Annotated in this window: 12 protein-coding genes; 7 read left to right on the top strand and 5 right to left on the bottom strand. The window is 71.8% G+C overall.

Annotated features, from left to right (window positions below; translation table 11 throughout):
- The first annotated feature begins 38 nt into the window (after nt 1–38).
- Nucleotides 39–2,363 (top strand): hypothetical protein, encoded by a 2,325-nt coding sequence (locus tag ABT129_RS16620; RefSeq protein ID WP_351901436.1) that lies wholly within the window; start codon nt 39–41, stop codon nt 2,361–2,363.
- Between the two features lie 102 nt (nt 2,364–2,465).
- On the opposite strand, the gene ABT129_RS16625 is transcribed toward ABT129_RS16620, so the two are convergent.
- On the bottom strand, nt 2,466–2,681 hold the full coding sequence (locus ABT129_RS16625; RefSeq protein ID WP_351901438.1) for a hypothetical protein: 216 nt from the start codon (nt 2,679–2,681) through the stop codon (nt 2,466–2,468).
- Nucleotides 2,678–2,899, bottom strand: coding sequence for a hypothetical protein (locus ABT129_RS16630; protein WP_351901440.1), 222 nt, complete (start codon nt 2,897–2,899; stop codon nt 2,678–2,680). Before ABT129_RS16630 ends, ABT129_RS16625 begins: the two co-directional genes overlap by 4 nt.
- Before the next feature lie 162 nt (nt 2,900–3,061).
- Between ABT129_RS16630 and ABT129_RS16635 the strand changes: the two genes are divergently transcribed.
- From ABT129_RS16635 to ABT129_RS16650, 4 genes are all read left to right on the top strand, one after another.
- Nucleotides 3,062–3,478, top strand: coding sequence for a helix-turn-helix domain-containing protein (locus ABT129_RS16635; RefSeq protein ID WP_351901442.1), 417 nt, complete (start codon nt 3,062–3,064; stop codon nt 3,476–3,478).
- 32 nt (nt 3,479–3,510) lie between these two features.
- On the top strand, nt 3,511–4,317 hold the full coding sequence (locus ABT129_RS16640) for a hypothetical protein (protein WP_351901444.1): 807 nt from the start codon (nt 3,511–3,513) through the stop codon (nt 4,315–4,317).
- Between the two features lie 137 nt (nt 4,318–4,454).
- Complete coding sequence (locus ABT129_RS16645; protein ID WP_351901446.1) at nt 4,455–5,825, top strand: FAD-dependent oxidoreductase; 1,371 nt, start codon at nt 4,455–4,457, stop codon at nt 5,823–5,825.
- Between the two features lie 69 nt (nt 5,826–5,894).
- Nucleotides 5,895–7,679 carry a LuxR C-terminal-related transcriptional regulator gene (locus tag ABT129_RS16650; RefSeq protein ID WP_351901448.1) on the top strand — a complete coding sequence of 595 codons (1,785 nt, stop codon included), beginning with the start codon at nt 5,895–5,897 and terminating at the stop codon, nt 7,677–7,679.
- Between the two features lie 47 nt (nt 7,680–7,726).
- On the opposite strand, the gene ABT129_RS16655 is transcribed toward ABT129_RS16650, so the two are convergent.
- The 3 genes from ABT129_RS16655 to leuA form a co-directional block, all read right to left on the bottom strand.
- Nucleotides 7,727–8,419, bottom strand: a complete 693-nt coding sequence (locus tag ABT129_RS16655; protein ID WP_351901450.1) for a tellurite resistance TerB family protein — start codon at nt 8,417–8,419, stop codon at nt 7,727–7,729.
- Nucleotides 8,420–8,550: 131 nt separating this feature from the next.
- Nucleotides 8,551–8,718: an LAVTG motif-containing sortase-dependent surface protein gene (locus tag ABT129_RS38055; RefSeq protein WP_502981785.1), complete on the bottom strand. Its 168-nt coding sequence runs from the start codon at nt 8,716–8,718 to the stop codon at nt 8,551–8,553.
- Between the two features lie 49 nt (nt 8,719–8,767).
- Complete coding sequence (gene leuA / locus ABT129_RS16660; protein WP_351901452.1) at nt 8,768–10,531, bottom strand: 2-isopropylmalate synthase; 1,764 nt, start codon at nt 10,529–10,531, stop codon at nt 8,768–8,770.
- A 289-nt stretch (nt 10,532–10,820) separates the two neighbouring features.
- Between leuA and ABT129_RS16665 the strand changes: the two genes are divergently transcribed.
- Together ABT129_RS16665 and ABT129_RS16670 are read left to right on the top strand one after the other, a co-directional pair.
- Entirely contained in the window at nt 10,821–11,885 is a 1,065-nt protein-coding gene (locus ABT129_RS16665; protein ID WP_351901454.1) for a M4 family metallopeptidase, read from the top strand.
- A gap of 21 nt (nt 11,886–11,906) precedes the next feature.
- Nucleotides 11,907–12,158: a protealysin inhibitor emfourin gene (locus ABT129_RS16670; protein WP_351901456.1), complete on the top strand. Its 252-nt coding sequence runs from the start codon at nt 11,907–11,909 to the stop codon at nt 12,156–12,158.
- Nucleotides 12,159–12,169 lie beyond the last annotated feature (11 nt).

The following is a 12,169-nucleotide window of genomic DNA, read 5'->3' on the forward strand; positions in this document are numbered from 1 at the left end:
TGCACACGCTTCCCTGCCCCCACGAGGGAATTCACATCGTGCACTCATCGATACGCGCCCGCGGTCGGCTGACCGCACGGGCGGCCGCCGTCGTGCTCGGCACGACCGTCCTCCTCGCCGGAGGCCTGCCCGGTCTCCAGGGCGAGGCGGAGGCGGCGCCCCAGCGCTGCATGGACAGGTACGGCACCACTCCGACACCACCGCCCCGCGCGTCGCTGCCGGGCTGGAAGCCCGCGGGACCCGGCCAGTGGTCGACTCCGAACGCCGAGCGGATCCTCTACCCGTACGAGCACCTCTCCAAGGGCTTCGACGGTCTGGCGGACCCCTCGGTGGTCGGTCTCCCGCAGGGGAACGACCCCAAGAAGTACCCGTGGGGCAGCATCGAGAACGCCGCCGCCACCTGGAAGGAGAAGCAGGCCGGGCCCAAGCCGTACGCCGGAAGCTTCAACGAGTGGCTGAACAACGTCTACATCCGCAACGAGGGCAACAACAAGCGCGGCGAGGGCTTCGAGCGCCAGGTCGTCCGCCACTTCAACCTCGGCGGGGTCGACTGGATCTGCCAGGGCAGCCTCAAGGAGCTGGACCCGCGGCTGTACCGGGAGCTGAAGGCCGAGCTCGGCGACAACTTCCCGCGCAGCACCCGGAACTTCGACGCGATCAACATGCGGACGAAGACGATCTACGAGATCAAGTCCGGGATCGGTTTCGACGCCAAGCAGCTCCCGGTCGACAAGGCGCTCGTCCAGCGCGGCTGGCGCGTCGTCTACATCAACGGCCAGGAACCCGACGCCAACACGATCAGGAAGTACGGCGACGCGGGCATCAAGTACTACCGGCACTCCGCCACGCCCGACCCACAGTTCAAGCAGACCGCGTACATGCGCAAGGTCGCCGACGGCATGAACCCGGACCCCCGCAGGCCGGCCGTCGGCTCGGGCGTGGACATGACGCAGCGCTCGGCGCCCAACCCCGAGACCCATCGCCGGCAGGTGGAGCGGGCCCGCGGCCTCGTCCAGAACCCGGCGCAGAACATCCGCGGCCCCGGCGGCGTCGACTTCTCCACCCTCGACCTGTCGTACATCGGGCAGACGAAGAGCGGGAACCTCCACTACGCGTACAGCGCGAGGAACACCGACGAGGAGCAGAGCCCGGGATACGGCGGCAGGGCGAAGGCCCAGCTCATCTCCGACGCCTTCTACACCTGGCTGGCCCTGACCCCGGACCACTTCTGGGTCAACCTCAACCCGGACGACCCGGGCACGATCATGAAGGCGCCGTTCGACCGGACCGACGCCGGGCGCGTCCTCCTCGAAGCCGACATGGAGATGAAGCGCGAGTTCGGCCGCGCGCAGGATCCCAAGACCGAGGAGGGCAGGACGTTCTGGTACGGCATCTCCCGCGTCGACGGGGTGCCGTGCATGAACTCCACCCGGAACTGGATCGTGCCGAAGCAGGCCCAGGTGCGGCTCCAGGACGACGGCGTCTACATCCTCGACAGCCCTCTTGAGGTCAAGACGGTCGCCCAGGACTACGACACCCCCGGTGGCGGTGGCGCGAAGTGCGATCTGACCAAGGAGCAGATCGCCCACAACATGCGCGTCTACCAGGACACGATCGTGCCGGTGGTCGAGAAGAAGATCAACGAGGACGCCAGGTACGCCGACCTGCGCCGCGTCTACAAGGCCCGCATCGGAGCCGAGTACGTCCGCCAGACGGTCACGAAGGACCCGACGGCGTTCGGCGGCTCGTTCAACCGGATCATCGACAGCGACGACGTCCGGCGCTGGCCCCTGCGGGGCGAGAACGCCTCGTGGGACAAGACGACCGTGTGGCGCGAGATGCGCCGCTCGTTCACCGAGGGCGACTACGAGTACGAACTCCCCGTCGGCGACAAGGTGTACATCTACACCACCGGCGGCGTGGACTTCTCGAAGCAGCCGCAGCGCGACATCCCCCGGACGACGTTCACCGCGCGGAAGCCCAACCTGGACGACGTCACCCGCCACGTGAAGGGCGAGGCCCTCTCCTACAAGGAGGACGGCCTCACGTTCCTCGGCGGTGACACCAGCGGCAGGGCGGGAAGCCAGAACCCCACGCCGACCCCGACCCCGACGACCCCGACCCCGGCCCCGTCGCCGACGGAGTCGGACCCGCCGAAGCCCACGGACACCCCGTCCACCCCGGCTCCGTCGACCACGGCCCCCGGCCCGGCCCCGACCCGGGACCCGCAGGACCCCGACGGAGACCTCGCCGACACCGGGTCGAGCGCCCCCGTCGGCCTGATCACCGGAATCGCCGCGGCCCTGGCGGCGGCGGGAGCGGCCCTGGTGTGGTGGAGGAGGCGGCGCCCGAGCGGCGGCTAGACGGCCGCGGACGCCGCGCCGCCGTCCGTCCGCCCGACTCCGCACGACGAACGCCCGGCCGGGGACCCTCCCCGGCCGGGCGTTCCGCTTCCTCGCGTGCCGTCAGGGCACCTCGCCCCGGCTTCGCGCGTTCACGTGCGCCGTGGCCGCGCTCAACCGCTCGGCCGACGTCGCCTCCCGCACCTCTTCGGGCTCCACGTCCCACTCGCGTCCGCCGCCCAGCGGCCGGACCTGGACATAGGGCCCCTCGTGCCCCATGACCGTCCCGACCCGCCCGGTGCGGATCTCCACGACGTACGACCCGATGGGCAGTGTCATGACCGGTTCTCCTCCCCCGGCAGGACGGCGGCGGCGAGGAGCCGTGCCGTTTCCACCGTGCAGCATCCCAATTCGACGAGCGGCCTCGGAGGATCGGCGGCGAGGGTGACGACGTCGAGCCCGAGCGAGGGAAGCCTGATTCCCGCGCTCGCGAGTGCCTCGCGCAATTCCGTCACTGCCTCTTGTGCGGCTTCGATGGCCCCCGTGGTCGTCTTCATGATGTCTTCCTTCACCAACGTATGCCTTTCTGAATCCATTTCCCGCTTCGCCTCACCAGGGTGGGGCCGGATCCGTAGAATCGGCAGACGTGCAGGCCGTACAACTATGGCTTCGCGCAGGGGAGTTAATCCTTGGCCAGAGGCAGGCGGCAGGACGTGGGGGTGTTCTGCGGCGAGCTGCTGAAGGGGCGCCGGGAGGGTACGGGGCTTACCAGGGAGGAACGGGGCAGACGCGTGTTCGTTCCGGGTGCGCAGATCGGCCTGTTCGAGCAGGGAATTCGAAAGCCGCAGCTGGACCTGGCGATGCGAATCGGCGAGGTACTACAAACCGGCGGTATTTTCGAACGGACGTGTAGGGAACTCATCGATAAGTCGCCGTTCGCGTCCTATTCCCACGAGGCGGCGGAGCCGGAGACGGTGGCGACGGAGATCCGCGCGTTCGCACCACGGGTTGTTCCCGGACTCTCCTCGACGGCGTTCCCGGCATCGGCCCGGTCCGCGGCGTCGGGCAGGCCGAAGGCCCGCCCCGGTCATGGCGGCCTCGCCCGGTCCGCGTTCGTCACGGCGCTCAAGGGCTGACGCGGACGGCCGTTCGCCCTAGGCTCTCGGCCATGTCGATCATCGCGTCCATACCCGTCCTCAAGGGCCACGGCGGCATCACCCTGAGCGCCGCCCCCGAGGGGCTGTTCCTGGAGCGGCCCCGCGAGGAGCTCACGATCCCCGCCGCGGCCATCGCCCGGGTGCGGGCCGAAGGAGGGGCCGTCGCCGTCGAGTTGCGGGCCCCCGCCGGGACGACGCCCGCGGTCCACCGGGTCGAGGGCGTGGGCGAGGCCGCCGCCACCGCCTTCGCCGACGGTGTGAACCCGCTGCTGCCGGAGCCGGACGAGGAGGTCGACGGCGCCGCGCTCGTCGTCCTGAGGACCTTCAGGACGCACTGGCAGCGCAGGCACCTGCGCCGGTTCATGTGGTTCGCGCTCGTGTCCCTCGGGGCGGTCGTCGCCCTCTCCGTGGTCACCGGGGTCACCGGCGGCGCCGGCTACGCGGCCGGCGCCGCCGTGATCGGGCTGATCACGACGGTGGTCCTCGGGGCCGCCGTCTACGAGATCGGGCAGTGGACCCACACGCGGCGGGTGCGCAAGCACGGTGTCAGGGAGTTCGCCCGGCCGGCCAACGTGCCGGGGACCTATCTCTACGTCGACACCGGCGGGACGACCCGTACCGTCTCCCACCTCAGCCACGGACCGTACCTCGAGGTCGCCTACGATCCGAAGGACCCGGCGGACGTCTACACGCTGACGCCGGGGTTCATGCAGCGCCTGAGCATCGCGGCGGGGACGTTCCTCCTCCTCTGCGGGCTCGGCGGCCTGGCGGCGCTGGCCCTCCTGACGGTCGAGGCCCTCGCCGAGGGCGGGGCCTAGTCCGGCTTTGGGAAGTCATAAGTTCGCCTTATGGGCTCATAGACCGGGGTCGGGTACCACTTCTCGCGGGATGTTAATTAGGGTGACCTAAGTGTCGGCGGCTTCGCCGCCATGTCGCTTGCGAAGGGAACCCAGTCATGCCCCGCCCCCTCCGGGTCGCGATCGTCGGCGCCGGCCCCGCCGGAATCTACGCCGCCGATGCGCTGCTGAAGTCCGAGGCCGCCGCCGAGCCGGGCGTGTCCATCGACCTCTTCGAGCGGATGCCGGCGCCCTTCGGCCTCATCCGGTACGGCGTCGCCCCCGACCACCCCCGCATCAAGGGCATCGTCAAGGCCCTCCACCAGGTCCTCGACAAGCCTCAGGTCCGCCTCTTCGGCAACGTCGACTACGGCACCGACGTCCACCTCGACGACCTGCGCGCCTTCTACGACGCCGTGGTCTTCTCGACCGGCGCCATGGCCGACCGCGAGCTGAAGATCCCCGGTGTCGAGCTGGACGGCTCGTACGGCGCGGCCGACTTCGCCTCCTGGTACGACGGCCACCCGGACGTCCCGCGCACCTGGCCGCTCGAAGCGGAGAAGGTCGCCGTCCTCGGCGTCGGCAACGTGGCCCTCGACATCGCCCGCATCCTCGCCAAGACCGGCGACGAGCTGCTGCCGACCGAGATCCCGGCGAACGTCTACGACGGTCTCAAGGTCAACAAGGCCGTCGAGATCCACGTCTTCGGGCGCCGTGGCCCGGCCCAGGCCAAGTTCAGCCCCATGGAGCTGCGCGAGCTGGACCACTCCCCCACCATCGAGGTCATCGTCAACCCCGAGGACATCGACTACGACGAGGGCTCGATCGCCGAGCGGCGCAAGAACAAGCAGACCGACATGGTCGCCAAGACGCTGGAGAACTGGGCGATCCGCGACGTCGGCGACCGCCCGCACAAGCTGTTCCTGCACTTCTTCGAGTCGCCCGTCGAGATCCTCGGCGAGGACGGCAAGGTCGTCGGTCTCCGCACCGAGCGCACCGAGCTGGACGGCACCGGGAACGTGACGAGCACCGGCGCCACCACCGACTGGGACGTGTCGGCCGTCTACCGCGCGGTCGGCTACCTCTCCGACGAGCTGCCCAAGCTCCCCTGGGACACCACGACCGGCACCGTGCCGGACGAGGGCGGCCGGGTCATCGAGGAGACCGGCGAGCACATGGCCTCCACGTACTGCACCGGCTGGATCCGGCGCGGCCCCGTCGGCCTCATCGGCCACACCAAGGGCGACGCCAACGAGACCGTGGCGAACCTCCTGGACGACTTCGCGAACGGGCGCCTGCTGACCCCGGCCACCCCGGAGCCGGAGGCGGTCGTCTCCTTCCTGGAGGGCAAGGGCCTCACGTACACGACGTGGGAGGGCTGGTACGCCCTGGACGCCGCCGAGAAGGCGCTCGGCGAGCCGCAGGGCCGCGAGCGCGTGAAGATCGTCGAGCGCGAGGACATGCTCCGCGCGAGCGGCGCCATCGAGTAGCACCCCCGTACGGGCGGCCCTCGCCTCCTCCCGGTCCTACCCTGAGAGGACCGGGAGGAGGCGAGAGCCATGTCCGCACCCACGGCCCACACCCGACGCACCACCACGGCGGCCGACGCGGTCGAGCGCGCCAGGGAGGCCGCCGCCCGTGAGTCCTGGGCCGAGGCGTACGAGCTGCTCCACGCCCACGACCTGCACCCCTCCCGCGGGCTGACCGCCGACGACCTCTCCGTCCTCGCCGACGCCGCCTGGTGGTCGGGGCACGTCGACGAGTCCGTGACCGCCCGGCTCCGCGCGCACGCCGCCTACCTCGCGGCCCACGACCGCCGGGGCGCCGGACTCGCCTCCTGGTGGCTGTCCCACGAGTACGCGGGGCTCGGACGGCCCGCCGCCGCGGCCGGCTGGCTGCACCGGGCCCGGCACCACCTGGAGGACCTGCCGGACTGCCCGGAACAGTGCTTCCTCGCCTGGTCGGCGGCCGAGGAGGCGGTGGCGCACGGCGACCACGAGGCCGCCCTCGCCGCGACCCACCGCATGACGGAACTCGCGCTCGCCTCCGGCAGCCCCGACCTCCTCGCCCTCAGCCGCCAGGCCGAGTCCCGCGTCCTGTTCGCGGCCGGTCGCAGGGCCGAGGCCCTCGGCCTCCTCGACGACGCGATGTGCGCGGTGGTGGCGGGCGAACTGAGCGGCATGCTCACGGGCCGGCTGTACGGCCTGGCCCTCACCCAGTGCATGGAGGCCGCCGACCTCGCGCGGGCGGTGGAGTGGACGAACGCGGCGATGGAGTGGTGTTCCCCGCCGTGGTCGGGCCACCCGGCGGACGGGGCGGCGGGGACCGGGGCGGCCGGGTCGGCGGCGGGGACCGGCGCGGACGCCCGTACCCCCGTTCCCCTCCCCATGACCGTGCCCGCCGGCGAGAACCCCTTCCGGGGCGTCTGCCGGGCCCACCGCGTCGAGGTCCTCGACCTCCTCGGGGTCTGGGCGCTCGCCGAGGCCGAGGCGCGGCAGGCCTGCCGCGAGGTGCCGGTGGACCGCCTGGAGTCGGCCGCCGCCGCCTACTACACCGCCGGCGACGTCCAGCGGCGCCAGGGCCGCCTCGAAGCGGCCGCCGTCTCGTACGGGCACGCCCACGAACTGGGCCGGATCCCCCAGCCGGGCCTCGCGCTGCTGCGCCTCGCGCAGGGCCGGCCCGACGCGGCGGTGGCGGGCGTCGACCTGGCCCTCGCCTGCCGGGGCGAGGCCCACCACGACGTCCTGGGTCTGGCCCGCCTCCTCGCCGCCCGCGCGGAGGTGGCCCTCGCCGTCCGTGACGTACCCGGGGCGGCGCGGGCCGCGGCGGAGCTGGACGCACTCGCCGGAGACGTACCGCTGCTGCGGGCCCTGGCCGACACGGCCCTCGGCTCGGTGGCGCTGGCCCGGAAGGCCCCCGACGCGCTCCGGCCGCTGCGGCGGGCGCTCGCCGGGTGGCTGGAGCTCCGGGTGCCGTACGAGGCCGCGCGGGTGCGGATGGCGCTCGCGGCGGCCCACCGGGCGGCGGGCGACGAGGAGGCGGCCCGGCTGGAGCTGGGCACCGCGCGGGCGGTCTTCGAGCGGCTCGGGGCCGTACCGGACGCCCGGCGCGCGGCGGCGCTGCTCTCCGGCGGGTCGCGGCGGCGGCTGCCGGGCGGTCTCACCGCGCGGGAGGCGGAGGTGCTGAGGCTGGTCGCCTCGGGCGGGACGAACCAGGACATCGCCCGGACGCTGGTGATCAGCGAGCACACGGTGGCCCGCCATCTGAACAACATCCTCGCCAGGCTGGGCGTCGGCTCCCGCGCCTCCGCCACGGCCTACGCGTACGCGCACGGCCTGGTCTGAAGGGCCACGCGGCCCGTCGGCCGTCGCCCCGCGGCGGTACCGGCCGGCTAGGAGACGGTCCTCGCCGAGGCGAGCAGTCGCACGGTGTCGTCGGGGGCGAGCGCGAGCGCGTTCCCGACGGTTCCGAGGACCTCCCGCTCGGCCGGGCTGTACATCCCGTCGGCGAGGGCGATCCGGGCGGCCTGGATCAGGATCGACTCCCGCCCGGAGGGCGACAGGTGCGGGGCGAGCGGCTCCAGGGCCTCGTGCAGCTCGATCGCGAGGAGGGTCCCCTCGGGGTTCACCTCGGGCATGAAGCGCCCGGTGTCGGCCTCCAGGGCCTCGACGAGGTCGACGAGCTGGACGGCCGTGCACTCGGCGAAGCCGGCGGACCGGACCGCGCTCACGGCCCGGTCGAGGACCTCGCGGGAGTCGGTGCCGCCGGCCGCGAGGACGGCCAGGGCGACGGTGTGCACGGCGTCCCGCAGCATCGCGGAGAACCGGCTCGTCGTCGGGTGGTCGAGCACCTCCGTGCCGAAGTGCGTGTGACAGGCCGCGCACTCGACGACGGGGCCCGTACAGCCCCGGGGCAGGACCGGGACGCCCAGGACGGCGAACCTGCGGCGGCCGGTGCGCCGCCGGTAGTTCCGGTCGCCCCCGCACTCCTCGCAGAAGAACTCGCCGTCTCCGACCGTGTTCCAGGAGGTGCGGATTCCGCAGACGCCCACTTTCCCACCACGTGAATTCCGGGCAGACCGCACACGCACCTCCTCAACGGCCCGGCTGCACTGCCGGCGTTGGCGTGATGTTAGCCACATCCTTGATGTGGCGTCAGCACCCCGTCAGGAGTTCACCGTGGAGTTGGCCGAGACACGTCACCCTTCCGCCGGCCTCAGGAGGCGCGCCGGCGGCGCTTTGCGAAGGCCAGGAAGCCTCCGCCGACGGGGAGGGCGGCCGCAGCGGCCCCGGTCGCACCGGGGCCGATGGCCGAACCGGTCGTCGCGAGATCACCCTCCGGGGTGGCGGAGCGCGGTGGTGCGGGAACGACGCCGCCCCGCACCCTCCGGGAGGAAGGGTGCGGGGCAGCGGTCGGGGAACGCGTCGGCGGCTCAGCGGGCCGAGCGGTTGACCGCCGAGATGACCGCCTTCAGGGAGGCGCGGGTCGTGTTGGCGTCGATGCCGATGCCCCACAGGACCTGGCCGTCGATGGCGCACTCGATGTACGAGGCGGCCTGCGCGGAGGCGCCCTCGCTCATCGTGTGCTCCTGGTAGTCCAGCAGGCGGGCGTCCACGCCGATCGACTGCAGGGCGGCGAAGAAGGCGGAGATCGGGCCGTTGCCGGAGCCGGACAGCACGGTCTCGGAGCCGTCCACGACCGCCTCGACGGTCAGCGTGTCCGTGCCGTCCGTGTCGGAGGTGGTCTGGCCGGAGCGCAGCTGGATGCGTCCCCAGGCGTTCTGCGGGTTGGGCAGGTACTCGTCCTGGAAGACGGCCCAGATCGCGGCCGGCGTGACCTCGCCGCCCTCGGAGTCCGTCTTCTGCTGGATGATCTTCGAGAACTCGATCTGCATCCGGCGGGGCAGGTCCAGCTTGTGGTCGTTCTTCAGGACGTACGCGATACCGCCCTTGCCGGACTGCGAGTTGACCCGGATGACGGCCTCGTAGGAGCGGCCGACGTCCTTCGGGTCGATGGGCAGGTACGGCACCGCCCACTCGATGTCGTCCACGGTCACGCCGGCGGCGGCCGCGTCGGCCTCCATGGCGTCGAAGCCCTTCTTGATGGCGTCCTGGTGGGAGCCGGAGAAGGCGGTGTAGACCAGGTCGCCCGCGTAGGGGTGGCGCGGGTGGACCTCCATCTGGTTGCAGTACTCGCTGGTGCGGCGGATCTCGTCGATCTGCGAGAAGTCGATCTGCGGGTCGACGCCCTGGCTGAACAGGTTCATGCCCAGCGTCACCAGGTCGACGTTGCCGGTGCGCTCGCCCTGCCCGAACAGGCAGCCCTCGATGCGGTCGGCGCCGGCCATGATCGCCAGCTCGGCCGCCGCCACGGCCGTTCCGCGATCGTTGTGCGGGTGGACCGACAGGCACACGTGCTCGCGGCGGGTCAGGTTCCGGGACATCCACTCGAACCGGTCCGCGTGCGTGGACGGCGTCGAACGCTCCACGGTGGCGGGCAGGTTGAGGATGATCTCGCGGCCCGGACCCGGCTGCCAGACGTCGCAGACCGCCTCGCAGACCTCCAGGGCGAAGTCCAGCTCGGTGTCGGTGAAGATCTCGGGGCTGTACTGGTAGCCGAAGACCGTGCGCTCGTCGAGCAGCTTCTCCGCGTACTCCATGACCAGCCGGGTGCCGTCCACGGCGATCTGCTTGATCTGCTCCTTCGAGCCGCGGAAGACGACCCGGCGGAAGGTGGGCGCGGTCGCGTTGTACAGGTGGACGGTGGCGCGCCGGGCGCCGACCAGGGACTCCACGGTCCGCTCGATCAGGTCCTCGCGGGCCTGCGTCAGGACGGAGATGGTGACGTCGTCCGGGATCGCGCCCTCTTCGATGATGGAGCGCACGAACGCGAAGTCGGTGTCGCCGGAGGACGGGAAGCCGACCTCGATCTCCTTGTAGCCCATGCGTACGAGCAGGTCGAACATCTCGCGCTTGCGGGCCGGGGACATCGGGTCGATCAGCGCCTGGTTGCCGTCGCGCAGGTCGGTGGACAGCCAGCGGGGCGCCTCGGTGATCCGCTGCTCGGGCCAGGTGCGGTCGGGGATGACCACGGCCTCGTAGCGACCGTACTTGTGGATCGGCATCCCGGACGGCTTCTGCAGCTGCGTCGCGTTGGTGACGGGGGTGGGACGGCCGATGAACGGGGACTGCGACATGCGTAGGGCTCCTCGGGTCCAGCGGGGGACGGCCGACTGTCGAACGCAACACCAGGTCCCGCGGGGAGGGGGTCGGCCTACGACTACAGGCCCTCGCCGCGGCAGCTAAGGAGAAGCAGCCCGAAACGCATGATGTGCCGCAGCTTAGCCCAGGGGGACGGAGGCGGACGTCCCGTTTCAGTATGCGGGACGGCGCCCACGTCAAGAGCGAACAGTGACGCATCACTCCATTTCGCCAATCCTCGTCGCATCTCGTGACACCGTCCTCACGCAGTGCCACATTGCGAAGATGACTCCCCACACGGCGCGTCACACGCCCGCCTTCTGCACGATCGTCCCCCCGCACCTCCTGGAGCACCTGGCGCACTCCTCGAACCCGGCCGTCGCCGCCGCCGCCCGCCGCACCCTCGTGGCGGACGCCTCGGCCCGTACGTTCCGGGTCCTGCCGCTGCCCGGCAGCGCGCCCACCCTCTCCCCCGCCGAGGCCGGCCGGCCGCACCGCACGATCCACGACTGCGAGCGCCGCACCGACCTGCCGGGCGTCAAGGTCCGGGGCGAGGGCGACGAGGCGACCGGGGACGCCACCGTCAACCGGGCGTACGCGGGCCTCGGCGCCACCTTCGACCTCTTCCTGAACGCCTACGGCCACGACTCGATCGACGGCTCCGGGCTGCCGCTCCTCGCCTCGGTCCACTACGACGAGAACTACGGCAACGCCTTCTGGAACGGCGAGCAGATGGTGTTCGGCGACGGCGACGACGAGATCTTCCTCGACTTCACGCTGCCCGTGGACGTCATCGGCCACGAGCTGGCCCACGGCTTCACCCAGTACTCGGCGAACCTGGAGTACTTCAGCCAGTCCGGCGCGCTCAACGAGTCCGTCTCGGACGTCTTCGGCTCCCTCGTCAAGCAGTACGCCCTCGGCCAGAGCGCCGGGCAGGCCGACTGGCTCATCGGCGAGGGCCTCTTCCACCCGAACGTGGAGGGGACGGCGCTGCGCTCCATGAAGGCCCCGGGCACGGCGTACGACGACGACGTCCTCGGCAAGGACCCGCAGCCCGGCCACATGGACGACTACGTCCGCACCGGCCGCGACAACGGCGGCGTCCACATCAACTCCGGCATCCCCAACCACGCCTTCTACCTGGCCGCGACCGAGCTCGGCGGGAACGCCTGGGAGCGGGCCGGGCAGATCTGGTACGACGTGATGACCGGCGGGAGCCTCACCCCCGAGGCCCGCTTCTCCGAGTTCGCGGCGGCCACGGTGGCGGCGGCGCGGGCGCGGTACGGCGACGGGGAGGAGATCCAGGCCGTCCTGAAGGCCTGGTCGGCGGTGGGCGTACCGACCGACTGATCCGGCTGGTACACAGGTCCCATGCGGATTCGAGTGCGGCGCACGGGCGGTTTCGCGGGCATCGAGCGGTCGGCGGAGGTGGAGGTCTCGGACCCCGAGTGGACGTCCCTGGCCACCGCCGCCCTCGCGGACGGCGACGACGGGGCCCGGGGGGTGCCGGACGGCTTCTCGTACGAGATCACGGTCGACGGCCGCACGGTCCGCTGCCGCGACCCGCGCCTCACGGACGCGCAGAGGACCCTCGTGACGAGGGTCCTCGAGGAAGGCGCGTAGGTCCCGGGGAC

The organism is Streptomyces sp. NPDC002057, assembly GCF_040296665.1.
Lineage (GTDB): Bacteria > Actinomycetota > Actinomycetes > Streptomycetales > Streptomycetaceae > Streptomyces.

Excerpts from the sequence above, each read along its gene's own strand:
- ABT129_RS16625 (WP_351901438.1), bottom strand. The coding sequence starts at position 2,681 with ATGACACTGCCCATCGGGTCGTACGTCGTGGAGATCCGCACCGGGCGG.
- ABT129_RS16630 (WP_351901440.1), bottom strand. The coding sequence starts at position 2,899 with ATGAAGACGACCACGGGGGCCATCGAAGCCGCACAAGAGGCAGTGACG.
- ABT129_RS16640 (WP_351901444.1), top strand. The coding sequence starts at position 3,511 with ATGTCGATCATCGCGTCCATACCCGTCCTCAAGGGCCACGGCGGCATC.
- ABT129_RS16645 (WP_351901446.1), top strand. The coding sequence starts at position 4,455 with ATGCCCCGCCCCCTCCGGGTCGCGATCGTCGGCGCCGGCCCCGCCGGA.
- ABT129_RS16650 (WP_351901448.1), top strand. The coding sequence starts at position 5,895 with ATGTCCGCACCCACGGCCCACACCCGACGCACCACCACGGCGGCCGAC.
- leuA (WP_351901452.1), bottom strand. The coding sequence starts at position 10,531 with ATGTCGCAGTCCCCGTTCATCGGCCGTCCCACCCCCGTCACCAACGCG.
- ABT129_RS16665 (WP_351901454.1), top strand. The coding sequence starts at position 10,821 with ATGACTCCCCACACGGCGCGTCACACGCCCGCCTTCTGCACGATCGTC.
- ABT129_RS16670 (WP_351901456.1), top strand. The coding sequence starts at position 11,907 with ATGCGGATTCGAGTGCGGCGCACGGGCGGTTTCGCGGGCATCGAGCGG.